The organism is Tenacibaculum sp. nBUS_03 (genome assembly GCF_051201695.1).
Taxonomy (GTDB): Bacteria; Bacteroidota; Bacteroidia; order Flavobacteriales; family Flavobacteriaceae; genus Polaribacter.
Map to the genome: position 1 here is coordinate 959,056 of NZ_CP179214.1, position 25,373 is coordinate 984,428.

At 28.3% G+C, this 25,373-nt stretch carries 17 protein-coding genes and 1 pseudogene; 6 read left to right on the forward strand and 12 right to left on the reverse strand.

Annotated elements, in window-relative coordinates; translation table 11 throughout:
• Nucleotides 1–76: 76 nt before the first annotated feature.
• Together ACMFBB_RS04395 and ACMFBB_RS04400 are read right to left on the reverse strand one after the other, a co-directional pair.
• Nucleotides 77–778 (reverse strand): response regulator transcription factor, encoded by a 702-nt coding sequence (locus ACMFBB_RS04395; RefSeq protein WP_435263250.1) that lies wholly within the window; start codon nucleotides 776–778, stop codon nucleotides 77–79.
• A gap of 1 nt (nucleotide 779) precedes the next feature.
• Nucleotides 780–2,168 carry a sensor histidine kinase gene (locus ACMFBB_RS04400; RefSeq protein ID WP_435263251.1) on the reverse strand — a complete coding sequence of 463 codons (1,389 nt, stop codon included), beginning with the start codon at nucleotides 2,166–2,168 and terminating at the stop codon, nucleotides 780–782.
• A 296-nt stretch (nucleotides 2,169–2,464) separates the two neighbouring features.
• Between ACMFBB_RS04400 and ACMFBB_RS04405 the strand changes: the two genes are divergently transcribed.
• Nucleotides 2,465–4,864 (forward strand): DUF5916 domain-containing protein, encoded by a 2,400-nt coding sequence (locus ACMFBB_RS04405; RefSeq protein WP_435263252.1) that lies wholly within the window; start codon nucleotides 2,465–2,467, stop codon nucleotides 4,862–4,864.
• Nucleotides 4,865–4,906: 42 nt separating this feature from the next.
• Here ACMFBB_RS04405 and hemF read toward each other — a convergent pair whose 3' ends face one another.
• The 8 genes and pseudogenes from hemF to hemA all read right to left on the reverse strand — a co-directional run bounded on the left by hemF (nucleotide 4,907) and on the right by hemA (nucleotide 13,692).
• The gene (gene hemF / locus ACMFBB_RS04410; protein ID WP_435263253.1) at nucleotides 4,907–5,812 is read right to left on the reverse strand and encodes an oxygen-dependent coproporphyrinogen oxidase; all 906 of its coding nucleotides are present in this window, start codon (nucleotides 5,810–5,812) and stop codon (nucleotides 4,907–4,909) included.
• Nucleotides 5,813–5,839: 27 nt separating this feature from the next.
• Nucleotides 5,840–6,586 (reverse strand): EI24 domain-containing protein, encoded by a 747-nt coding sequence (locus tag ACMFBB_RS04415; protein WP_435263254.1) that lies wholly within the window; start codon nucleotides 6,584–6,586, stop codon nucleotides 5,840–5,842.
• 84 nt (nucleotides 6,587–6,670) lie between these two features.
• Nucleotides 6,671–7,288, reverse strand: a complete 618-nt coding sequence (locus ACMFBB_RS04420; protein WP_435263255.1) for a TlpA family protein disulfide reductase — start codon at nucleotides 7,286–7,288, stop codon at nucleotides 6,671–6,673.
• Nucleotides 7,289–7,327: 39 nt separating this feature from the next.
• A pseudogene (gene hemE / locus ACMFBB_RS04425) lies at nucleotides 7,328–8,353 on the reverse strand (uroporphyrinogen decarboxylase).
• A 91-nt stretch (nucleotides 8,354–8,444) separates the two neighbouring features.
• The gene (hemL, locus tag ACMFBB_RS04430) at nucleotides 8,445–9,734 is read right to left on the reverse strand and encodes a glutamate-1-semialdehyde 2,1-aminomutase (protein WP_435263256.1); all 1,290 of its coding nucleotides are present in this window, start codon (nucleotides 9,732–9,734) and stop codon (nucleotides 8,445–8,447) included.
• An 82-nt stretch (nucleotides 9,735–9,816) separates the two neighbouring features.
• Nucleotides 9,817–10,782: a porphobilinogen synthase gene (hemB, locus tag ACMFBB_RS04435; protein WP_435263257.1), complete on the reverse strand. Its 966-nt coding sequence runs from the start codon at nucleotides 10,780–10,782 to the stop codon at nucleotides 9,817–9,819.
• Nucleotides 10,783–10,853: 71 nt separating this feature from the next.
• The gene (gene hemC, locus ACMFBB_RS04440) at nucleotides 10,854–12,443 is read right to left on the reverse strand and encodes a hydroxymethylbilane synthase (RefSeq protein ID WP_435263258.1); all 1,590 of its coding nucleotides are present in this window, start codon (nucleotides 12,441–12,443) and stop codon (nucleotides 10,854–10,856) included.
• Complete coding sequence (gene hemA / locus ACMFBB_RS04445; protein WP_435264269.1) at nucleotides 12,427–13,692, reverse strand: glutamyl-tRNA reductase; 1,266 nt, start codon at nucleotides 13,690–13,692, stop codon at nucleotides 12,427–12,429. Before hemA ends, hemC begins: the two co-directional genes overlap by 17 nt.
• A 210-nt stretch (nucleotides 13,693–13,902) precedes the next feature.
• Between hemA and ACMFBB_RS04450 the strand changes: the two genes are divergently transcribed.
• The 5 genes from ACMFBB_RS04450 to ACMFBB_RS04470 are packed head-to-tail and all read left to right on the forward strand — an operon-like array spanning nucleotide 13,903 to nucleotide 17,797.
• Complete coding sequence (locus ACMFBB_RS04450) at nucleotides 13,903–14,793, forward strand: helix-turn-helix domain-containing protein (protein WP_435263259.1); 891 nt, start codon at nucleotides 13,903–13,905, stop codon at nucleotides 14,791–14,793.
• A gap of 10 nt (nucleotides 14,794–14,803) precedes the next feature.
• A complete protein-coding gene (locus ACMFBB_RS04455; RefSeq protein WP_435263260.1) occupies nucleotides 14,804–15,652 on the forward strand; it encodes an alpha/beta hydrolase family protein in 849 nt (282 codons plus the stop codon).
• Complete coding sequence (locus tag ACMFBB_RS04460; protein ID WP_435263261.1) at nucleotides 15,653–16,168, forward strand: TrmH family RNA methyltransferase; 516 nt, start codon at nucleotides 15,653–15,655, stop codon at nucleotides 16,166–16,168.
• A gap of 9 nt (nucleotides 16,169–16,177) precedes the next feature.
• Nucleotides 16,178–17,197: a ferrochelatase gene (hemH, locus tag ACMFBB_RS04465; protein ID WP_435263262.1), complete on the forward strand. Its 1,020-nt coding sequence runs from the start codon at nucleotides 16,178–16,180 to the stop codon at nucleotides 17,195–17,197.
• Between the two features lie 3 nt (nucleotides 17,198–17,200).
• On the forward strand, nucleotides 17,201–17,797 hold the full coding sequence (locus ACMFBB_RS04470) for a CopD family protein (RefSeq protein WP_435263263.1): 597 nt from the start codon (nucleotides 17,201–17,203) through the stop codon (nucleotides 17,795–17,797).
• 10 nt (nucleotides 17,798–17,807) lie between these two features.
• Here ACMFBB_RS04470 and ACMFBB_RS04475 read toward each other — a convergent pair whose 3' ends face one another.
• Entirely contained in the window at nucleotides 17,808–18,470 is a 663-nt protein-coding gene (locus ACMFBB_RS04475; protein ID WP_435263264.1) for a methyltransferase domain-containing protein, read from the reverse strand.
• Between the two features lie 2,273 nt (nucleotides 18,471–20,743).
• Nucleotides 20,744–23,815: a T9SS type A sorting domain-containing protein gene (locus tag ACMFBB_RS04480; RefSeq protein WP_435263265.1), complete on the reverse strand. Its 3,072-nt coding sequence runs from the start codon at nucleotides 23,813–23,815 to the stop codon at nucleotides 20,744–20,746.
• Nucleotides 23,816–25,373 lie beyond the last annotated feature (1,558 nt).

Below are 25,373 nucleotides of genomic sequence, written 5' to 3' on the forward strand. Positions count from 1 at the left end.
AAATGTAGATAGTGTTTTTAATCAACAAGAATAAATGGTAACCGTTAACCTATGATTAACCTTAAACATAGAAGTATTAACTTATCTTGAATTCTAGCCCAATTCCTCTTGAGCTTTCAATAGAGATGCTTGGATCTTCTTTAAAATATTTGCGTAATCTACTAATAAAAACATCCATACTTCTACCTGAGAAAAAATCATCATTCTTCCAAACAGCATTTAAAATTTCTTCTCTTTTTAAAAGTTGATTTTTGTGACTAAATAAAAACAATATTAATTCAGTTTCTTTTTCTGTTAACTTTTGCGTAGAATCATTAAAAGTTAATTCTAATCTTTGTGTATTAAAAGTATAAGAGCCTATAAGAATTTTAGATTCGATATCCTTTGTTACTTCTTTAGTACTTGTTCTTTTCAATATATTATGTAATCGCAATACTAACTCATCAGCTTCAAAAGGTTTTACAATATAATCATCTGCTCCTAACCTTAGCCCTTTCAACTTATCATCTTTCAACTTTCTTGCAGTTAAAAAAACAAAAGGTAACTCTGGAAACAATTTTATTATATTTTCAGCCAAAGTAAAGCCATCCATTTTAGGCATCATTACATCTAATACACAAATATTAAAAATATTAGTTTCAATATTATTTAAAGCTTCTTCTCCATTTTTACACCATGTAACATAATATCCAGTAATTTCTAGATATTGCTTTAAAATATTTCCAAAATCTATATCATCTTCAACCAATAAAATATGGTGTTTGTTTCCTTCTTTCATTTTAAATTGGAATATTAATTATAAATGTAGTTCCGTTCCCTTTTTCACTTTCAATAAAAATAGCACCTCCATGAGCTTTTATAATTTGATTGCTATAATAAAGTCCTAACCCTAAACCTTTAACATCATGTATTTCGTTTGTAGCAACTCTATAAAATTTATCAAATAACAATTCTTGATTTTTCTTTGATATTCCAATCCCGTTATCAGCTATTGAAATGTATAAACTTTTGCTGTTTTTTATACTACAATTAACTTCAATTTTTGTTCCTCCATATTTAACCGCATTTTCTAAAATATTAAATAAAGCAGTAGTTACAAAAAATTTATCAAGAGCAATTGTATTATTAATTCTACAACATCTTTCTAAACGAACATTATTGTTCTCAACAGATAATAAAAAATCATCTAATACCGTATTAATATATTGGTCTATAACCATCATTTGCTTATTTAATTTTATTTCATGGTAACCTAAGCTATTATTCAATACTTGATCTATTAATTTCTGTAAACGAGTGTTTTGACGCTCTATGGTATTTATTACTGAATCAATGATTACTGGCTTAGTTTTCACTTCTTCTTTTTTCAGCATTTTAGTTGCTAATGATAGTGTTGCTAAGGGGGTTTTTAATTCATGAGTTATATTATTAATAAAATCTGTTTTTATATCTGTATTTTTCTTCTGAGTAATTAATGCTTTAATTGAATGATATAATACCCCTATAACCACTAAAAAAATTAACAAGGATAAAATCAATATTAATTTCATTTTACCAAAAACTATAAGCTCCCAATTATCAATATTTATATAGTTTGTGCTTTCAAAATGAAGTTCATAACTAACTGTTAACTCTTTTTTATTTATTTCTCTAGAAAAAGAACGCTCAGTATGCCAATAAGAATTACTAACTTGTAATTCTTTAACATTTTCAAAATCTGATCCTAATAACTTAAAATCAGGATTACTTTTCCCTTTAAAAATTGTGTCTTTTTTACCTCGTGATACTAAAGTAATATTTTTTAAAACTTTATGAAACTTTAAATTATATCCTAATTTCTTTTTTCTAAGCTCTTCATTATAAGCTTTTATATATGGAGGATTTATTGAATCTGTTATTCTTCTTAACTCATTAATAACTCCTTTTTTTGTTAAATTATTAAGACTGTATTCATCTAATTTATTTATCAAAAAAGTTTTCCATTTAATATTTAATGAATCTATTCCTATAGTATACTCATCAATTTTAGAAATAGCTTCTTTTGCTTTATTTATAAAATTTTCTTTCTTTAAATTATAGGTGTTTTTAATAAGTGTACTTTGAATTACTGACAAAGCAACTAAACTTAAAATTGAAACTATAATTAATCTGGTTATTTTATTTATCATTGATTACTCTATACATATGGAATTTTTCACTAATCTATTATTCAATTACAACATACATTCCTTTTAATTTCTTCATCAAAAATATCAATAAACAGCTAACTACATAAATTAAACTTCTTTATTAACCGTTCATTAACCTTAGAGCTATTATTAAACAAGAGTTTATTAAAATAAGAGATTAGATATTAACAAAATATCTATACATCAATAAAACATTAACCCTCCCTTTAACCCTGTATTAACCAACTTACTTGAAGATCCTTCACATCTTTACTTCATAATTAAAAACTACAATTATGAATTTTAAAATACTCTCGTTTGTTTTTCTATTATACGCTTTAGGAACATATTCTCAAAAATCAATTACAACAAGTACCATTTCACAACATATAAAAATAGATGGTTTGTTAAACGAGAATACTTGGAAAACTCATCTAAAAAACATTAAATTAAAACAACTAAGTCCTAATAGCGGAAATTTACATTCAAACGCCACAAAAATTGCAATTATAAATGATGATTCCTTCTTTTATATTGCCGCTGAACTATCATCTACAAAAATCACTAATATATTAACCTCTAGAGACGATGTTGGTACCTCGGACTACTTTGGTTTTATAATAGACTTATTTGGGGCAAATAGAGAGGCTTGGGCATTTTTAGTAACTCCAGCAAACGTACAAACAGATATCAAAATAACTCCTAGTGGAAATTACAGAGAGTGGAATGCAGTTTGGGCAAGTGCCATAAAAGTATATGATGAAAAATGGACTATAGAACTTAAAATTCCTTTTAATAGTTTACGTTTCCCTAAAGAAGATTTTTCAAACATTTCTATTAATTTTGAGCGTTTTGATTCATTTAACAATGAAAATTCTTTTTGGAATTACATTAACCCAAATATTAATGGTCTTTTAAATCAGTTTGGTAAACTTAAAGGTTTGAAAAATGTAAGCCCGCCTATAAATTTATCTTTTAATCCTTTTGTTTCAATAATTAATGAGAAAAGCTCGAATGAATCAAAGAATACTACTTTTACTGGTGGACTTGATTTAAAATATGTACATAATAATGCATATACAATTGACGTTTCTTTAATTCCTGATTTTAGTCAAGCCTTATCCGATAATCAGGTTTATAATCTTTCTCCTTTTGAAATTAAATTTAATGAAAATAGGCAATTTTTTGTTGAAGGAGCTGAACTCTTTGATAAAGGCGGCTACTTATATTCACGAAGAATTGGAGGAACTCCTATTTATAAAAACAAATTCAACATTGAAAAAAATGAAAATATAATAAATAACCCTATATCTTCAAATATCATAAACTTATTAAAATTTACTGGAAAAACTGAGAAAGGGTTATCTGTTGGCATATTAAATGGAATTACAAGTAAAAGTGAGGCAACAATTAAGAATACAGTAACAAATGAAACTAGGAATATTGAAACTAATCCGCTAACTAATTATAATTCAATTGTAATTGATAAAACTTTAAAAAATAATTCATTTTTAACTTTTATAAACAACTCAGTTATCAGAAATGGAAACGCCTATGATTCTAATTTAAGTGCTTTACTATATAAGTGGTATAATCAAAAAAGAACATACTCAATGTACTTTAAAAAAGCTTTATCTCAAAAATACTATTCAGATTCACAAAATCAATATGGTCATGAATATTATGCTTCATTATCTAAAATAAGTGGAAAATGGACAGGAAACCTATCTTTTTACTTGTTAGATGATACTTTTGATAATAATGATTTTGGGTATCTTCCTAGAAATAACCAATTAACACTGAGGTCAAATTTAACTTACACTAATAATAATCCTAAAAATACATTTTCTCAATACCGAATTAATTTTCAACATTCTCGAAGATATTATTATACTTTACTAGAAAATGAACAAACATATTATAAATTAAATACGAGCGCTACATTAAAAAAAAATAATCATAAAGCCTATGCTGTATTTACCTATGCTGAAAAAGGCAAAAACTTTTACGAACCACGGGTTAAAGATAGATATTTTAACAAACCCGCATTTACTGAAACAGTGTTAGAATATCAAACGAATAGAAATAAAAATTTATACTTCGCTACTTATTTTATAGCTGTTAATTATTTGAATTCTGATATATACACCTATGAAATTGTAACAGGATATGGACTAAGGAGTCGTTTGGGGCAACACCTATTTCTAAAATTAGAACAAGATTTAACAAAAAATCCAAGTAGTGCTGGATATATAACTCAACAAGGAAATGATATTATTTTTGGTCAGCGTAATATTAAAGAGCTCACGAACTCATTACATATAAGTTATACAATAAATGCCAAACTAAATATGTCGACAAGGCTACGTCATTATTGGATCCAAGTAGATTATGATAAACAATTTACATTATTAAACGATGGAAATTTATCATCCAATAACTATACTATTAATCCAAATAATTATGATGAAAATTACAATAGTTTTACTATTGATTTTATCGCTAAATGGCAATTTGCCCCTGCTAGTGAAATTAGTTTAGGTTACAAATTAGGTTCAAATTTTTATGATAATGATATAAAATCTTCTTATTTCAGTAATTTAAAATCAACCTTAAAAGAAAAGAGTAACAATAGCATGTCATTAAAAATGGTTTACTTTTTAGATTTCAATAAGATAAAAACGAAACTTTTTTAACTAAAAAAAGCTCATTAATTATAGTTAATGAGCTTCTTTTTTTTATTGTATCCATGCTTTAGGGGTTGCTAGAACTGACAACAATTTAGCCTCTTCAGAATTTTCTTCAGGATGATGATTATATTTCCATTGAACCACAGGTGGTAAGCTCATTAAAATACTTTCTATACGACCATTCGTTTTTAAACCAAATAACGTACCTCTATCATGTACTAAATTGAATTCAACATAACGTCCTCTTCTTACCTCTTGCCAATCTTTATGTTCTTTTTGATATTCTATATTTTTTCTTTTTTCTACAATAGGTACATATGAGTTCAAAAAACTATCTCCTACCTCAGTTACAAAATCATACCTATTTTGAATAGAAAACTCCTCATTTTCTTTTAAATAGTCAAAAAATAATCCTCCAATGCCTCTTGCTTCATTTCGATGCGCATTCCAAAAATAGTTATCACAAGTTTCTTTAAACTTGGGATAAAAAGATTCGTTATGCTTATCACAAGCTTCTTTACATACTGAATGAAAATGAACAGCATCTTCATCAAATAGATAATAAGGTGTTAAATCCTGTCCACCACCAAACCATTGAGTTACGATCTCTCCTTTAGAGTTATACATTTCAAAATAACGCCAATTTGCATGTACAGTAGGTACAAATGGATTTATTGGATGTAATACCAAACTTAAACCACAGGCAAAAAAATTACCTTCTTCTACTCCAAATTGTTTTCTTAAAACCTCTGGTAATTCACCATGTACCGCAGATATATTTACCCCTCCTTTTTCAAAAACCTCACCATTTTCAATTACACGTGTTCTACCTCCACCTCCTTCGCTTCTTTTCCATAAATCCTCTTGAAATTTAGCTCTTCCATCTACTTCTTCTAGTTTAGAAGTTATAGTATCTTGTAATCTTTCTATATATGCGTAAAAAGTATCTTTCATTTTTGTAATCTTAAAAGACAAAAGTAACTATTCTGTTAATTCCTTTACTCTAATTTCTTTAATAGTTTCAATAGTTGCCGCAGTAACTGATAGCGGTAATACCAAAATAACACCTACTATAGGTATTAATAAAAAAAGTATAAACACAATTCCATTACCTATTGCTAGTCCTTTATGCTGTTTAACAAATTCAATACTCTCTTTATATTTGAAATGACGCTCAAGTGTGTAATCCATATTTCCAAACCCAGCGTAATAAGCCTGCATTAAAAATAAAATAACTGTAGAAAAGATACCAATTATTGGTATTAAACTTAGTAATAGAATTGGTATTGTTAATAACAATTCTTTCGTTAAATTTCTAACATTAATTCTTATACCTCTTACAAGCTGTTCTTGAAATGAAGTTTTTCTATGCGAATGGTTTTTACCTTTATAATACTCTTCAATTTTTTCAGAAACCGGACTCATAAATGGTGCTGAAAGTGCCATAACAATATGTTTATACAAAACTAGTCCGACAACTAAAATCAGTAAACCGCTTAAAAAAGTACTAATAACTTCAAATGCTCCTTTTCCAAATTCCCATTTCCAAATATTAGAAATATAATGCCCTATATTATCTGATAAAGAGTAGGCCAAAACACCAATTAAACTAGCTATTAAAACACTGATAACTATAGGAATTGTAAAAAACTTCCATAACTTTAGTTTTGATATTAATTGAAAAGCACCTAAATATGCCCTTATTCCTTTAAAAATATTTTGAATCATAAACCACAATTTATTTTGATATAAAAATACAAACCTCTTTCTAAAAATAGAAAGAGGTTTGTATTTTTTGTAAAGAATTAACTATTACTGTAAAACAGGTTTAAGAAATTCTTCCAATTGTTTTTCGTTTATTTTGTTCACTTCATCCCACCCCATTTTCTTTGATGGTGATGCTGCTCCCCTTTTAAAATTAATTATTTGTTTATCTTTTGATATCAAATATGCAGTAGGATAGTCTAATTTATGAATAAACCCATTAATTGTTACTGAAGATTTATCAGAATTTTCTGAAGCAGAAGCAACTAATTGAATTCTTTTGTCTAGTTTTTTTGACATTCTTTCAGCTCCTTTTTTCTGATCCCAGAAAAGCATAACAAACTCCATTTGTCCGTTATATTTTTCAACCATTTTATTAAGAGCAGGAATTTCTCCCCAGCAAGGAGCACACCAAGTAGCAGCAACTATTAATAAAATTGGTTTATCAACTTTATCAGTGCTAATAACTTTTCCATCAATAGTAGTAAAATCGTAATTAGATATATACTTACCTTTTACACAATTTTCAACAATGTCATTAAGCATAGCAGCATCTTTACTAGGGCTAACTATACAATCATTAACTGCATCTTTGTAAAACTCTTTTGCTTGGGAAAAGCTAATTTGAACAGTTAAGGTTAATAATACAAGTAATAATTTCTTCATGATTAATTATTTAAGGGGCTGTAATATATTAAATAATATTTAAATTTTATATTCTTTTACCGCGTCAATAAATGCTTTTGCATTTTCTAACGGAATATTAGGTAAAATTCCATGCCCCAAGTTAACAATATATTTGTCTTTACCAAACTCATTTATCATTTGGTTTACCATTTTTTTTATTTCAGCTGGAGGAGACAGTAATCTAGAAGGATCAAAATTACCTTGCAATGTAATATTCCCTCCTGTTAAATAACGAGCATTTCTAGCAGAACATGTCCAATCTACTCCTAGGGCTGACGCGTTTGACTTGGCCATTTTATCTAACGCAAACCAACATCCTTTTCCAAAAGCAATTACTGGAACATCATCTTTTAATGCTTCAATTATTTGATTAATATACTGCCATGAAAATTCTTGATAATCAGTTGGAGATAACATTCCTCCCCATGAATCAAAAACCTGAACAGCATTTACACCTGCCTTTACCTTTGCTTTTAAATAAGCTATTGTGGTGTCAGTTATTTTAGTAAGCAATTCATGTGCCAAAATTGGTTGTGTAAAACAAAACTCTTTTGCTTTATCAAAGTTTTTAGATCCCTGACCCTGTACCATGTAACATAAAATTGTCCACGGAGACCCTGCAAATCCTATTAGAGGAATTTCATCATTCAATTTTTCTTTTGTTGCCTTAATTGCATCCATCACGTACCCTAATTCTTCATTTACATCAGGGATAATTACCTGATCTAAACTTTTTCTGTCTCTAATTGGGTTAGGTAAATATCAACCAAAGTCTGGTTTCATCTGAACCTCAACATTCATTGCCTGAGGCACAACCAGGATATCTGAAAATAAAATAGCGGCATCCATTCCATATCTCCTAATCGGTTGTACTGTTATTTCAGAGGCTAATTCAGGAGTTCTACAACGTGTAAAGAAATCATACTTTTTTCTAATTTCAATAAACTCTGGCAAATATCTTCCGGCTTGACGCATCATCCATACAGGTGGACGATCCACTGTTTCACCTTTTAAGGCTCTTAAAAATAAATCGTTTTTTATCATTTTATATCTATACGTCATTACGAATATAATAAAGTATTTTTATTTTAATAAATATACTTTAATTTACTGTATCAGTAACAACTGTTTTTTATTACATATTAGCTACTGCTTCCATTGATTTATCAATGGCTTGAGTTATTTTTTGAATATCTTTTTCAGAAATTGCTGAAGACAAAAACCATGCTTCAAACTGAGAAGGAGGTAAGAATACACCATTATTTATCATCTCCCAGAAAAAGATTGCAAACTTTTTAGTATCCGAAGTTTGAGCTTCTTCAAAATTTGTTACTTTTTTAGAAGAAAAGAATGGATTTATCATTGACCCAAATCTATTTACGGTAATTTCAACACCGTATTTCTTTGCCGATTCTAATAGAAAAACTTCCATTATCTGAGCTATTTCATTAAACTTCTCGTAGGGGTTTTGTTTTTTTAATTCGGTTAAAGTTGATATTCCAGCAGCCATAGCTATTGGATTACCACTTAATGTTCCAGCTTGATACATTCCTCCTAAAGGAGCAACCATTTCCATTATTTCATTTCGTGCTCCATAAGCTCCTACAGGAAAACCTCCTCCTATTACTTTTCCTAAACACGTAATATCAGCTTCTACATCAAATAATTCTTGAGCTCCTCCAAATTTAGAACGGAAACCTGTCATTACCTCATCAATAATCAATAGAGCTCCTTTACTTTGTAAATATTCTTTTAATTCTTTCAGAAAATTATCTTTAGGAGTTACCACTCCCATATTACCAGCAACAGGTTCAAGGATAACCCCTGCAATATCATCATGAGCTTCAAAATGCGCTTTTACACTTTCAATGTCATTATAATTAGCTATTAAAGTATTTTTAACTGCTCCTTCAGGTACTCCTTTACTTCCAGGTAAACTTAATGTAGCTAATCCTGAACCAGCTGCTACTAATAATGCATCTTGATGCCCATGATAACAACCAGAAAATTTGATAATTTTATCTTTTCCTGTATAGGCACGAGCTAATCGAATACCACTTAAAACAGCTTCAGTTCCTGAATTTACAAAACGAACTTTATCCATTCCTGGAAAAGCATCGCATACAATTTTAGCTAATTTAATTTCATTATTTGTTGAGGCTCCAAAGGAATACCCATTTTTTAAGGCCTTTGTGATTGATTTTTGTACTTTATTATGACGATGTCCTAAAATCATAGGTCCGTAAGACAACACTAAATCAATATATGAATTTCCATCAACATCTATAATTTTACTTCCTTTTGCTTTCTTAATAAATAAAGGATTTCCTCCAACAGAAGAAAATGCACGAACAGGAGAGTTTACAGCTCCAACTAAGTTTTCTAACCCTTTTTTATATAACTTTTGTGATTTTTTAAATTTCATTTTTAATAATTTTAGTCATTGATTATAATGAAGGAAATTATTTATCATAAAAATCTCATCTTCATTATTTATAGTAATGACATTATTTTTTTTGTATTAACCTTGCTGCTTCCTTTGCAAAATAGGTAATAATAATATCAGCTCCAGCTCTTTTCATTGACAATAAACTCTCCATCATTACACGCTCACCATCAATCCAACCTTTTTCAGCTGCAGCTTTTACCATGGCATACTCTCCACTTACATTATAACAAGCAATTGGTCTGTCAAAATTATTCTTTAAATCTCTAATTATATCTAAATAGGATAAGGCTGGTTTCACCATTAAAATATCAGCTCCTTCTTGATCATCAAAAGTAGCTTCACGCATTCCTTCATCTCTGTTTGAAGGATCCATTTGATAAGTTCTTCTATCTCCAAATGAAGGACATGAATCTACGGCTTCTCTAAACGGTCCATAAAACCCCGAAGCATACTTAACAGAATACCCCATTATTGGTAAATTTGTAAATCCAGTATTATCTAAAGATTCACGCATCATTGCAATGGTACCGTCCATCATTCCTGAAGGTGCTACCATATCAGCTCCCGCCCTTGCATGTGATACCGTTTGCTTTGCAATATTAACTAAGGTAGCATCATTGTCAACATCATTGTCATGAATAATCCCACAATGACCATGAGAAGTATACTCGCAAAAGCATACATCAGTAATTACATACAAACTTGGATAGTTTTTTTTGATGAATCGAATAGCTTGTTGCATAATTCCTTCATCATTCCAGGTCTCAGATCCAGCATCATCCTTTTTTGAAGGAATCCCAAATAATAATACAGCAGGAATATTCAATGCTACTACTTCTTCTAACTCTTTTGAAATAGTATCTAATGAATATCTTTTAATTCCTGGCATTGAAGGTATTTCTGTTTCTATACCTGTGCCTTGTTCAATAAATAAAGGATATATAAAATCATCAACAGATAATTTGGTTTCTCTAACCAATCTACGAATACCTTCAGTTTTTCTAAGTCTTCTAGTTCTAAACATTATAAATCTAGTTATGAAATACAAAAAAAGATAAAAGAAGAATTCACTCTTTTATCTTTTTTATGCTTGTTTTATGAGTTTTTTGCGAAGTGTAAAGTTACAAGTTCTAACACACTTTCAACGGTTGGTAATTTAGCTACTTGCACTTCTTTAAAATATTTTTGAGCCTCTTTAGCTGTAGTTTCCCCTATACAAAACGCTACTTTATTAGCTTCGTTTTTTTCCATGTAACTCTCTACTGTTGACGGACTATAAAATAATACTCCGTTCACTTTATTATCTACTTTTATTGAGCTATAGGTAGTTTTGTATGCTTCTACTTCATTGACCTTTATATCATTTGCATTTAAAATAGCTGCTAGAGTATCTAATCGTAAATTGCTGCAGAAATAGGTAACTTCTTCAAGTGTTACAATACCTGTTAAATACTCAGCTAATTTTTTAGCATTTTTTTCTACATGCGTAACTTTACCTATTCGTTGTTCAATTAATTTCTTAGTTCTTCTACCAACACAATAAATATTCTTAAATTGTAGTTCTTCTTTTGTAAAATTGTGTAAAATTGCTTCTACTCCATTTTTACTAGTTAGAACCACATTTTCAATTTCTTTTTTAATTATTTTTGGAGCAATACGATTAAATCGGATTTTTATAAAATCACTATCATCAGCACTAACGGTAGTTGGTAATAATTTTTTTTGTAATTCAGATAATTTTTTAGTTGAATAAATTGAAAATTCCTTTTCAATTCCTTCATCTTCTAACATTATCAACTTACCTCCTTTTTCAATAATATGAGTTGCACAATCTTTTGCTAAAAACTTATGCCTTCCTAATGGTACTTTTTTACTTATCTCAATTTTTTTACTACCATCTCTACTTAATAAAACTCCTTTGAAATTTATTTCTTTTTCTACTTCATTTATGTAGGCTAAAGCTCCAATAGGTGCAGTACAACCGCCTTCTAAACGATTTAAAAACTCACGTTCAATTGTTGTACAAATCTCTGTATCTCTATCATTAATTTGTTCACAAGCATCTTTTGAAAAAGTATCCTCGTCTAAAACAGTAACCACAATAGCTCCTTGAGCTGGTGCGGGAACCATCCATGATAAAGAAATAGCTCCTTTTGGTCTTTTTCCTATACGTTCAAGGCCAGCAGCAGCAAAAACTGCTCCGTTCCAATCATTATTATCTAGCTTTTCTAAACGGGTATTTACGTTTCCTCTTAAATCAACTACATTATGTGTAGGATAGCGATTCAACCATTGAGCTTTTCTTCGTAAACTTCCAGTAGCTATAACACCTTCTTTTTGAGCCATAAATTCTTCAGTATCTTTTAATACCAAAACATCATTATGATTTGCTCTTTTTAAAACTGCTACTTGTACTATTCCTTCTGGTAAAACAGTAGGTACATCTTTCATTGAATGGACAGCTATATCTATATCGCCATTCAACATCGCTATATCAAGATTCTTTGTAAAAATACCTGTTATTCCTAATTCATATAACGGTTTATCAAGTATGATATCTCCTGTTGATTTAATAGGCACTATTTGTGTTTGGTATCCTAATTCTTCTAATTCTTTTCTTACTTTGTTAGCTTGCCATAAGGCGAGTTCACTTTCTCGGGTACCTATTCTAATTGTCTTCTGCATCTACTTGTTGTAAAGTTGTTCCAAAAACTCTAGACATAACTTCAATACTTTGATTAATTGAAGTTTTTTCGTCTTTTAAGTGTTTTACGAATTGTGTAGTTATTTTTTGTATAAATCTTGATGTTATTACTTCTGCCTGACTTTCATCAAAGCCTTGGATTTTTTTCTTATGAAAATTTATTTCATCTTTTTGAATGGATAACAATGATTGCTTTAATGCATTAATTGCAGGTGTAAACTTTCTATGATTCAACCATTCATTAAACTCTTCTTTATAAATTTCTATGATACTCTCAGCCACAGGAACTTCTTTCTGACGAACAGCTAAGGTCTCATCTGTTATTTTTGAAAGCTCATCTACATTAATTAAGGTAACATTATCTAAATTAGAAACTTCATCTGACACGTTAGCTGGCATTGATAAATCTAAAATTAATAGTTTTTTATCAGAAACATGTTTCTTTGTAATAGTAGGTACATCTGCACCAGTAGAAACAATTAATACATCGGTATCATTAACTTCTTCTGATAAGTTTTCATACTTAGCTTGTCTAATAAAAGGATGCTCATTCACAAAATCCTCTGATTTTTGATTTGTACGATTAATTAAACTAACTTTTTTATTTCTGGTGTACTCAGCTAAATTTTTGCACGTGTGTTTCCCCATTTTCCCTAAGCCAAAAACTAAAATGTTTCTAGTATTGTACTCTGGTAAGTTTTTAATTAAGTATTGAACAGCCGCATAAGAAACTGAAGTAGTTCCTGAACTCAATTTAGTTTCATTTTTAACTCGCTTGCTTGCTTGCATTACACAATTTAACAACCGCTCTAAATATGCGTTTGTTGTACCAGCCTCTTTAGCTTGTTTAAAAGCTTGTCGTAATTGACCAACTATTTCATAGTCTCCAAGAATTTGGCTATCCAAACCTGTTCCCATTCTAAACAAATGTTGAATTGCTTCTTGGTTTTTATTTACATAAGAAACTCTGGCAAAATCTTCAACTGAACCGTTTGAATGCTTACAAAGCATACTTATCAATTGAAAAGGATGTTCTGCAAATCCTGTAATTTCAGTTCTATTACATGTAGAAAGCACAAAAAGTTCACCTAAGCCTCTTTCTTTTGCTTCTTGCAAAAGAGCCAATTGATTTTCTTTTGACAGTGAAAACTTTCCTCGGGTATTTGCATCAGCTTTCACATAGCTGACACCGATGTTATAAAATTTAGTAGGTCTATTATCTGTATACATTAAAATCTTCTTCCAAAAAACATTCAAAAATATAAAGTTTAGCTCGTTAAAAGTATCGCTAAAAGAACTTTTAATGTCGTTTCAAGATTTTTAAGTATTTATTATCTAAAACTTCCCAGAAATGCTTAATTTTGCAGTAATAACTACTGTTCAGAACGTTACAATATAGAACGATTCTAAATAGTTTTAATTTAAATAAACTTCTTGCATATGTCAAAAAACGTCGCAGAAAGTACTTTTAGAGAAATTACTCTTGAAAATGGTTTTTTTCTTTTAAAATTTCAAAATAACTCAGACAAAACTGAGCTTTATAAGAGAGATATTGACAACTCTTATATTCAGCTACATTATTGTGTAAAAGGTAATTGCAAGTTTCATTTTAACAATAACAATTACACTTTTAATGTACTAGATAAGCATTCTATATTCTTATACAACCCACAACAAAAGCTCCCCATAAATTTAGAAATATTACCAAAAACCTCTTTGATTTCCGTTTTAATATCTATTGAGAAATTTCATTCTTTTTTTTCAAAAGAAGCTGGTTACATTCCATTTTTAAGTGATGATAACAAGAATAAAAAATATTATGACAATACACAAATAAGTAGTAATGTGCTATTAGTATTACAACAAATTTTTGCTGCTAAAAACCATAGTTCAATGAGGGACCTTTATATTAAGGGTAAAACCTACGAATTATTAAGTCTACATTTTGATAGTGGAGAAAACAAAGAGGATGAATATTGTCCTTTTTTAGTAGATGATCGTGAAGTACTAAAAATAAGAAAAGCAAAAGACATTATAATTTCTCGAATGAGTGAGCCTCCAAGCCTACAAGAACTATCCAACGAAGTTGGTTTAAATTTAAAGAAACTAAAAGAAGGTTTTAAACAAATTTATGGAGACACTGTTTATAGTTTTTTATTCGATTATAAAATGGAACACGCCCGTAAACTTTTAGAAAGTAACCAATACAATGTTAACGAAGTTGGATTACAAGTGGGATATAGCACATCTAGCCATTTTATAGCTGCTTTCAAAAAGAAGTTTGGTACTACACCAAAACAATATGTAATGAACCAAAATCAAATAAATTAAATTTAAAGCATTGGGTACTTCTAAACAGTTTGATTTAAAAACTCCCCTAGGACATCAGATTACAATTACTGAATTTCCTTCAATTGGTAGTAACGATATCGTTGTTATTTTATCTGCTACTGGAGTATTACAAACATACTATTATAAGTTTTCTCAATTTTTACAAGCAAATAACCACACGGTATACACTTTTGATTACAGTGGTATTGGTCAATCTAAAACTAAACCTCTTACCCAATTCAACACTACTATATCTAGTTGGGCTACAAACGACATCGAAACTGTTTTCCAACACATTAAAAAACAACATCCTACAAAGATAATTAAATGCATTGGACACAGCTTAGGTGGTCAATTATTAGGACTTGTTCCTTCTAATAAAATCTTGGATACTATTATATTGGTTGCATCACAAACAAATCATTATTCCTTCTGGGATAAGTTTAATAAAGTAAGAGTATTTTTTAATTGGTTTGTGATTTTTCCTTTTTTCACTACTTTTTTTAGTTATTTTCCAAGTAAATTTTTTATTAAAATGGAAAATTTACCTAAAAATGTTGCTCGCGAATTTAGCCAGTGGTCCCAACAAAAAAATTATTATTTTGATTTAAAATCTAGCAGTGAACTTTACCATCATCAGATTTCTTCAAAATTAATTGGCTACAGTTGCACAAATGATAAATTTGCTCCTAAACGAGCTGTAGATTGGATGATGACACAATACAAAAACGCAAAATTAATTCGCAAACATTTACTGCCTAATGATTACAAGGTTAGAAAAATAGGTCATTTTGGTTTTTTTAGACCTCATTTTAAAAATTCTATTTGGCAAGAATTCTTAACAGATTTACAAACATAAATGAAACAACTAACTCATTACGATATAACTAATACAGAAAAAAAATTTCCAATTACCATTGTGTGTGATGCTATACGTACTCCAGAAAATATTGGTATGTGTTTCAGGATTGCAGAAAGCTTTGGAGTTTCTAAAATATATTTACACGAGAGCTCTCCATCTTTTGAAAACAGAATTGTAAAGAAAACAGCTAGAAACACAATTGATCAAATTGATTTTGAACAATATGCTAATTTTTCTTCTTTAATTAGTAATTTAAAAAATGAAGGAAATACTATTATTGGTATTGAAATTACCGATGAAAGCATAAGAATAAGCGATTATGATTTTAAATCTCATGAAAAAATTGTGTTACTTTTGGGTAGCGAAAGACATGGAATTAAAAATGTTGATATTGCTGATGCAACGATAGCTATCCCTATGTATGGAAGAAACTCTTCTATGAATGTAATACATAGCTTATCTATTACCCTATACGAAGTAACCAATCAGTTAACAAAAAATACAAACTCATAAACTCAACAAATGAAAGGAGTATTATTAGTAAACTTAGGATCTCCAGAAAGTACTGATCCAAAAGATGTAAAAAAATATTTAGGTGAATTTTTAATGGATGAACGTGTTATTGATGTTCCATATTGGTTTCGTTCATTCTTGGTAAAAGGTATTATATTAAACACAAGACCAAAAAAATCTGCTGCAGCTTATCAAAAAATATGGTGGAAAGAAGGGTCTCCTTTAATTGTTTTATCTGAAAGACTACAAGAGAAAGTACAAACAAAAACAACACTTCCTGTTGGTTTAGCTATGCGATATGGTAGCATGTCTATAAAAAAAGGACTACAAGAATTATACGATAAAGGTGTAAGAGAAGTCCAACTAATTCCTTTGTACCCTCAATTTGCAATGGCTACTACTGAAACAATTGTTGTTTTAGCAGAAGAGTTACGTGCTGAATTTTTTCCTGACATGAAAATAACCGATGTCCCTGCTTTTTATCAAAAACCGGAGTATATCAAAGCTCTTTCTAACAGTATTAAAGAGTATTTGAATGATAAAGATTATGATCATTTATTATTTTCCTACCACGGAGTACCTGAACGTCATATTAGAAAGTCAGATATTACAAAATCACATTGTAAAATTGATGGCAGCTGCTGTAATACTCCATCTCCTGCTCATGAATTTTGCTATAGACACCAGTGCTTTGAAACCACAAAAAATGTAATATCTGAATTAGGTTTAGATGAAAATACCGTTTCTACATCTTTTCAGTCTCGCTTAGGTGTTGACCCATGGTTACAACCTTATACCGATCGAACGATAGTTAATAAAGCTGAAAAAGAAGGTATTAAAAAATTAGCTATCGTAACTCCTGCTTTTGTTTCCGATTGTTTAGAAACCTTAGAAGAAATAGCTATGGAAGGCAAGGAAGAGTTTTTAGAAGCTGGTGGCGAGGAATTTTATACGGTTCCTTGTATTAATGATAATGATGAATGGGTAGACGTGCTTAGTGGTTGGATTAATGATTTCAACAATAATTAATATATGGATTTTTATTATGTAAAAGCTTTACACATCATATTTGTAGTAACATGGTTTTCAGGACTTTTTTATATTGTTCGTTTATTTATTTACCACACTGAAGCTGAAAAAAAAGAAGAACCTGCAAAAGAAATACTTCAAACTCAATACAAATTAATGGAAAAGAGACTGTGGTATATAATTACCTGGCCTTCTGCTATATTGGCTAGTTTTTTTGCTTTTTGGATGCTGTACAAAAATCCTAGTTATCTTCAAATGTCTTGGATGCATGTGAAGCTTTCATTTGTATTAGCTTTATATGTTTATCATTGGGGTTGTCAAAGAATTTACAAACAGCTACAAAAAAACATAATTAAGCATTCTTCTTTAAAATTAAGAGTTTGGAATGAAGTAGCAACTATTATTCTTTTTGCTGTTGTTTTTTTAGTTGTGTTACAAAATGCAATCAACTGGATTTGGGGAGTCATTGGTATTGTTTTAGTATCCGTTCTGTTAATGTTGGCAGTTCGTTTGTATAAAAAAATTAGAGCCCAAAAAAGCTGGGACAAGCACGAAAAAAAACTTATTGAAGAAGATAAGGACTTAAATAATACTCCATAGCAAAGTTAGTTTATAGAACATACAAAGTTGTAACTATTTTTCCTTTACAATCATCTAGAATAATAGTTAGCAGCTCCTTTTGTTCTTTTATTTTTAGGTTAAAAGGAGTTGCTAATAAATCAACTCCACTTTTCTTTTTTAAGCGAATTCCTTGGCCTGAAATGATATCTTTATTAGAGTTAAAATCTTCTTTTGGCAAGTGTTCTGTTAATATTACGTAGGTATACTTAACTAACTTTCTAACGACTTTTTGTATTTCATCATTTGATAAGTGCTGTAATACTTGTCTAAGTATAGCGCAATCTCCATCTGGTAATTTTTCTTTAGCTATATCTTTACATTCAAATACTAAATTCTCCTGTATAAACTTTTCTTTATTAAAATCTATTAGTTCTCCAACTATATCTATAGCAATGTACTTTTTAGAATAACTAACTAATTCTTTACCAACATTAAAATCTCCACACCCTAAATCACAAACTACTAATGGTTCATCAAAAGACTCTAAAAAAGAAACTAGTTCATTTATATAAGGTTGTACTATTTCATCTTTATGAGAACCTTCTCCTGAATAAAAATCAGCCCCATTACTTCCCCATAAATTCAATTGATACACTTGCTCCATTGCCGCTTTTGTAGGCCATGCTTTTTTAATTTTTTTATCTTTTTGCATAAGAACAGTATTTGAAAACATCAAACTTTTAATTTATTTAAAGGTTACTAAAATACTATTTCAAAACATAAGTCAGTAAGCTTACTTAAATTATCTGTATTCCTTTAAAAACTTCGCCTACTATATCTCATTTCATCAAGGTATCAAACCAAATGCATAAAGCTAAAGATTAAATACCACCTTGGATTTTGCATAATTTTTAAAAATATGCATCACTAAAAGCCACCAATCTTTGAAACTCTTATTTTAATCCTGACAATTCTAACATTTCTTCTATATTTGGAATATTTTCCTGCCTCCTCAATTCTTTGTTTAATTATTATTTGGTGTTAAAATGATATTATTTTTAGCTTTTAATCTATTTTTTTAATTATTTTTTTTGAAATTCAATTTATTTAATGTAATTTTGACTTTACTTAGAAGACGTTCTAAGTTTCTTTTTCATAGCAATTTTCCACTCATTTTTTTGAGTGGTTTTTTTTTATAATTCACACTTCCTTGCATCTAATTTGCCTTATTAGTTATTTTCACTTAATCACTACATTTGCAACCTTTTAACGACACATATCAACCATTCATCAAATACTTAAATCATTTATTTACATCTTAAATTATATTTACAGTATAGTTTTAAAATTTGATTTTTCATTTTTTGTATTTAGTTTGGTTAGTATAGAGAGAAGAAGTACTTTAGAAGGGTTACTTCTTCTTTTTGTATAAATATTTTTTAAACTTTATTTTATTTATCAAAAAATATTATTTAGATTTGTTCTAAATAGTTTTTATGTTGTCTAATGTGTTGTTATTAACTATTTGCTATCAAAGCTCCACTGTACAATCTCTCCTTGTGGTGTTTTGGTAGCTTAAATTGTTATTCTTTTATACTCTTTTAAGTATAGAAGCTAATAAACAGTAATTTCCTCTTATTAAATACTCGCTTGAACACTCTTAATATGTAAAATTAAATCTATCTTTAATTATCGTTTATTATTTTCATCAAGTATTCTTTTAAATATTTGCATATAACCACGAATTCATTAGCTAAATAAATTGCGATTTTATACTACCATCTTCACTAGTCTATTAATATCAGTTTTATTATCATTTAATTTTGTAGATTAGAATAATGCATACCCATAATTTAAGATTTTTACAACCATGTTTCTAATCAGAATTATTATTATCAGTAAAAGTATTATTCAAATTTTCTTTAGATACATTGATTAATTTTGACTTCTATAAAACTACTAGTTAACACCTAAAAACACTCATAACTTATTACTCTTTTAAAAGAATAATTATACTCTTTATATAAATCGATTAGTCGAAAAGTTCATTTAGATATTTTTATAACATGCATATTTTCTAAATTTATTACTACATCAATTAAAATATTTTAATTAATTTCTGTAAGGTATTTAATTTAACTCGACTTTTTAAGCTAGGATTCATTCTTACGTGAATATTAAATAAGTAGAAAAGAAAAAGAAGTTCCGTGGGGGGGCTTCTTTTCTGTTTTATCTAATATTTTTTAATATCTGTGTAGTTCTCTTTTTCATAATTTTCATTTGTTTTTATTGCGACCACACTTTTACGTTGCTTTTACTATTTTTGAAAATGTTATTTAAATTACTACCGTTGTGTTAACTCTTAAAATTAGGATTTTTTGATATGTAAATAAACTTATTACATGAAATTAACCCACATAATATTTTGATTTCTCATAACTCATATCCTTTTACATAAAAGCATTTTTATTTAATAAATACTTACTTTTTATTTTTTTTAATGATTTAGCTTACTTTTCTAATGGTTATCCCTAAACAAAAAATCAGGGTAAGGAGTGTATTATTTTAATTACTATTTACTTAAATTTACTTTGTATTATTTAGGAATTGTAGGGACTCTTAAATAAACTTATAGTTAGCTAGTCCTAATAGACTAGCTAGCTTGCCTGTTGAAATGTCTACTCCTTTTTTGAATTATACTTGTTTTTAAAATATACTCATATAAACTAATACCTCCATTTTTTACCATTGTCAATCTATTAAGGATAAATAGAAAAATTTATTATTTTATCTTTAATTAATTTCATAATCTATACTATTTTGACATACCTATACTTTAAGTAATAAACATAAAAAAACATCTTTAAAAAGATGTTTTTTTATGTTTATTTTATATTTTTAAAAGGCCTTACTATATAGCTACTTATTGCAGACTATAAAGAAGCTTATTGGGATTTTAATATTTAAATCACATTTAAAAACTAGTTAATTTTTTATTACTTTTTTTAATGCTACTTTATTGTCCTTACTTTCTATTTTCACTAGATATACTCCATTAGGTAAAGCGCTGAAATCAATAGCATAATCTTTTGTTTCTAAAATTTTATTTCCTAAAACAGAATATACTTTTACACTTTTCAATTTCTCTAAACCAGAAAGAGAAACAATTAACTTATCCTCTACCGGGTTAGGAGTAATAGAAACAGCTTCATTAAATACTTTATCTATACTGGCTGTTTCACAATTTTCACTGAAAATAGCTGTATCATCTTTACACCATCCTTCTCCTTTATCTTTATTACATCTGGGGAATGAAGCATTTTCTTCTACTACCAAAATACAACTAAGATCTTCATTATCATAAGCCAACATTTCTTCCACACGGTATTCCCCCATAAAGTACATGCCAGGATCATTTAAGTTCAAACTCTTAAGTTTATTACTATAACAATGTAAATTATATATACTGTTATTTGATACATCTAAACTCGTAAGTTCATTATTATTACAATATAACCAACCTAGTTTAGTATTCTTAGACACGTCTAAACTCGTAAGTTGATTTTTAGAACACTCCAAATCGGTTAGTTCAATATTCTTAGACACATCTAGACTCGTAAGTTTATTATTTTTACAATCTAATTCGGTTAATATTGTATTTTGAGATATATCAAGACTCGTAAGTTCATTATCATAACATCGTAAAATGGTCAGCATAGCATTCTTAGACACATCTATACTAGTAAGTCGAGTGTCATAAAATTCTAACAAATTTAGTTCACTAGCTCCTGATACATCTAGACTCGTAAGTTGGTTTTTACCACAATATAAATTAGTTATCGCAGAAGCTCGTGATATATCTATACTCGTAAGTTGATTATTAGTACATACTAAATCAGTTAAGAAGACATTCTTAGATACATCTATACTCGTAAGTTTATTATTTTTACAATCGAACTCAGTTAATGTAGTATTTTTAGATACATCTATACTCGTAAGTTTATTATCATAGCACTGTAAATTAGTTAACTCACTATTTTTATGTATACTTAACTCTGAAAGTTGATTTCCACTACAAGATAGAGAAGTTAGTTTAGTATTATTTGATACATCTAAACTCGTAAGGTTGTTTTCTGCACAGTTTAAGTTAACTAACTTAGTATTCTTAGATACATCTATACTTGTAAGTTTATTTTCTGAACAATCTAAACTAGTTATATTTATAAACGCTTCAATACCTGTTAAATCGGTAATACCATCATTAAAAACATTTATACTACCACTGAATGCTTCTGCTTCATTAACTTGTATCTCAGAATCACCATTTATATTAATATGAGTTTTGTTCCCTAATAAAAAAGATTTAAATTTAGTATCAGGAATGTACACTGCAGTTTCATATGCGGTACAAACTTCTCTATAATTACCATCTCTATCTTTACACCAGCCTCCGCCCATGAAGCTATCTTTTTCACAGCTAGGATATACAGCATCTTTATCATCAACTAAAATACAAGTAGGTGGTATTTGACCATGAGCATGCATAAGCGTCATATTAGTATTATTACCATTTTTTAGGTTTAATTTCCATAGCTTATTATCATTACAATACAACCTAGTTAATGAGGTGTTGCTGGATACATCTAAAGAACTAATATCGTTTTTAGAACAATTTAAACTAATTAACGAAGTAGCTCTAGAAACATCTAAAGTACTAATATCGTTTTTAGAACAATCAATCGTAATTAACGAAGTAGCTCCAGACACATCTATACTCTCTATTAAATTATTGTTACATTTTAAATAAGTTAGTTCAGTATTATTTGATACATCTAAACTACTAAGTTTATTAAAAGAACAATTTAACTTAACTAACTCAGTATTATTTGACACATCTAAGCTGCTAATGTCATTACCATCACATTCTAAGTTAACCAACTTAGTATTCTTAGAGATATCTATACTTGAAAGTAGAGAACTTCTGCAAGAAAACTCTTCTAGCTCCGTATTTTGAGACACATCTAAACTTCTAATTAAATTATTACCACACTCTAACTCTGTTAGTGCAGTATTTTTAGATACATCTAAACTTTTGAGTTTGTTCCAGGAACATTTTAAAGAAGTTAGCGCCGTATTCTTAGATACATCTATACTCGTAAGGTAAGAATTTTTACAATGTAGCTTTGTCAACTTAGGAAAATACTCAATACCAGTTAAATCCGAAATATTTGAAAAAATAGCAATTGCTATAGTGCCTTCAAATGATTTTGCTTCACCTACTTGTATTTCTGAATCTCTGTTAGTATTAATTAAAACGTTGTTTACTAGGTATTTTTTAAACTCAGGATCCGGTATATTTACTATATCTTTAAAATAGGTATTACAATTCTCGCTAAAATTGGCAGTAGAATCCTTTTCCCATGTACTAGGTATGTTATCAGCATCATCTACCTGAATACAGAAAAGATCATAATTCGACCAAACATGCATTATCTCCAACAAGTGATTTTTACCGTTTTTTAAATTTAAATACTTAAGTTTATTATCATTACCCCATAACTCAGTTAACTCTGCATTATTAGATAAATCTAAAATTTTAATTTCATTATTTTTACAATTTAAAGCAGTTAAAACAGTATTTTTATATACATCTAATTCTGAAAGTTGATTGTCATTACAAGTTAAAGAAGTTAGCTCGATATTATTTGACACATCTAAACTCGTAAGATTATTCAAAGCACATTTTAAGTTAACTAACTTAGTATTCTTAGATACATCTAAGCTCGTCAGTTTATTTCCATCGCAATATAATTTTGTTAATTTTGTAAATGATTCGATACCTGTTAAACTAGAAATACCTTTGTAAGAAACATCTATTTCACCAGTAAAAGACTCAGCTTCGGTAATTTGAATCTCCAAATCGCCATTGGTATTTATATTATTTTTGCCAATTAAAAAAGATTTAAAATCAGCATCGGGGATGTTTACAATATTTTGTGCTATCGTAATAGTTGATAGACATAGGAAAATGAACAAGAATAAGTATTTGTTTTTCATAATTTTAATTGTTTTTTACTGTCAAATAAAATCGCACAAATAAACATTCTTTAATTAAGAAGAAGTTTTTCACAGCGATTTTAAAATAATTTAATTTTCTTTTATAGCTTTCAATTCACTATAGCTCTACAAATATATATTTTAATTTTTAACATTTAAAACATTTTAGATAGCCACATTTACATTTTTTTACTTAACATATTAAAAACAATAAAAAAAAACAAATAAAGACTTCATAATCAATTTTTTGTATTGTTTTTTTTTTAAGTAACTACTATTGTAGCTAATAATTGTAGAAACTTTACTCCAATATTTTATTCTTTATATTATTACGTTCATCATTATATTTTAAAAAAGTTTCACTTTTAGTTTTTTACCAATTCAAATACATGTTATTCTATTTTATGGCAGTTAAATAAACTTATGAGACATTTATTTATTTTTTTTTTACTTTTTAATGAGTATATTTTTAAACAAAAAGACTCATTACATAAAAAATTACCCTACATAATTTTTTTATCCCCTTAAAACTTGTAAAACCCTTTTAAAAGGGTTTTACTTTTTAAGTATCTATTACTTTATATATCGTTAATGATTTAACTTACTTTTCTAATGGTTATCCCCAATAAAAACTCAGTGCTTTTACTTATTGTTTTAAAAGCTATCACTTATTAAATTTACCGTAGTTTAAATTAATCTATTTTTTATTTCAGAGTGATTACAGTTAACTGAGTTAAGGGGCAGTTAGCTGTTTTTTTATTCACATTTACATTTCTTACTGTTGTTTATAAAGTTTCTATAATTATTATATCATAACTAAATAACAATTCAATAAAACCAATTAAATCAAAATCTTAGAACTAAAAACAAACAATATTCATCATCTATTTTAGGGTTTACAGCGTAAGACTTTTAAGTACTTATAATTATTTTTAATATTTTTTTAGGGTTAAATTAAATAAGACTGTTATATAAATTCATAAAATGATTTTGGGGGAAAGAGTTTTTATGAATTAATTAAAGTTAAGCTCCTTAGGGAGCTTTTTTTATTTTAAACTGAATCTTTAAATTCTAAATTTCTCATCGATTTAAGCACCTTCCTACTGCCAAGTCCCATTGTCTAAAGATTATAAAAAATAATCTAGCTACTAAAATTTTAAACTTTTTGAGCTTTTTATGAATTACTTTTATATTGGTCTGCACATAGTTTACTGTTTATCGAAACAATTTAGCATCTTATCAAATACTTTAATTATATAATTCAATCTTAAATTATATTTATTATATATTTTAAAATTTCATTTTTTTGTTTTTTAGTTTGATTAGTATAAAGAAGAAGTCCATGGGGGGCTTCTCTTCTTTATAAACAAATAATTAATCTTATTATGTAACATTTTTTCTCGTTATACTAACTTATAATTAAACCTTAATTATGAAATCTAAAAAAAAACGATGTACATCAACACTTTGTAAAACTTAGAAATACAATATCATATGATGTTTTATAAGTATTATCATTGTGTTTGGTTTTGTTTTGTCAGTTTATAGTTTTTCAATA

What these genes read in the sequence shown, in the direction of transcription:
- ACMFBB_RS04395 (WP_435263250.1), bottom strand. Translation starts at nt 778, where the DNA reads ATGAAAGAAGGAAACAAACACCATATTTTATTGGTTGAAGATGATATA.
- ACMFBB_RS04400 (WP_435263251.1), bottom strand. Translation starts at nt 2,168, where the DNA reads ATGATAAATAAAATAACCAGATTAATTATAGTTTCAATTTTAAGTTTA.
- ACMFBB_RS04405 (WP_435263252.1), top strand. Translation starts at nt 2,465, where the DNA reads ATGAATTTTAAAATACTCTCGTTTGTTTTTCTATTATACGCTTTAGGA.
- hemF (WP_435263253.1), bottom strand. Translation starts at nt 5,812, where the DNA reads ATGAAAGATACTTTTTACGCATATATAGAAAGATTACAAGATACTATA.
- ACMFBB_RS04415 (WP_435263254.1), bottom strand. Translation starts at nt 6,586, where the DNA reads ATGATTCAAAATATTTTTAAAGGAATAAGGGCATATTTAGGTGCTTTT.
- ACMFBB_RS04420 (WP_435263255.1), bottom strand. Translation starts at nt 7,288, where the DNA reads ATGAAGAAATTATTACTTGTATTATTAACCTTAACTGTTCAAATTAGC.
- hemL (WP_435263256.1), bottom strand. Translation starts at nt 9,734, where the DNA reads ATGAAATTTAAAAAATCACAAAAGTTATATAAAAAAGGGTTAGAAAAC.
- hemB (WP_435263257.1), bottom strand. Translation starts at nt 10,782, where the DNA reads ATGTTTAGAACTAGAAGACTTAGAAAAACTGAAGGTATTCGTAGATTG.
- hemC (WP_435263258.1), bottom strand. Translation starts at nt 12,443, where the DNA reads ATGCAGAAGACAATTAGAATAGGTACCCGAGAAAGTGAACTCGCCTTA.
- hemA (WP_435264269.1), bottom strand. Translation starts at nt 13,692, where the DNA reads ATGTATACAGATAATAGACCTACTAAATTTTATAACATCGGTGTCAGC.
- ACMFBB_RS04450 (WP_435263259.1), top strand. Translation starts at nt 13,903, where the DNA reads ATGTCAAAAAACGTCGCAGAAAGTACTTTTAGAGAAATTACTCTTGAA.
- ACMFBB_RS04460 (WP_435263261.1), top strand. Translation starts at nt 15,653, where the DNA reads ATGAAACAACTAACTCATTACGATATAACTAATACAGAAAAAAAATTT.
- hemH (WP_435263262.1), top strand. Translation starts at nt 16,178, where the DNA reads ATGAAAGGAGTATTATTAGTAAACTTAGGATCTCCAGAAAGTACTGAT.
- ACMFBB_RS04470 (WP_435263263.1), top strand. Translation starts at nt 17,201, where the DNA reads ATGGATTTTTATTATGTAAAAGCTTTACACATCATATTTGTAGTAACA.
- ACMFBB_RS04475 (WP_435263264.1), bottom strand. Translation starts at nt 18,470, where the DNA reads ATGCAAAAAGATAAAAAAATTAAAAAAGCATGGCCTACAAAAGCGGCA.
- ACMFBB_RS04480 (WP_435263265.1), bottom strand. Translation starts at nt 23,815, where the DNA reads ATGAAAAACAAATACTTATTCTTGTTCATTTTCCTATGTCTATCAACT.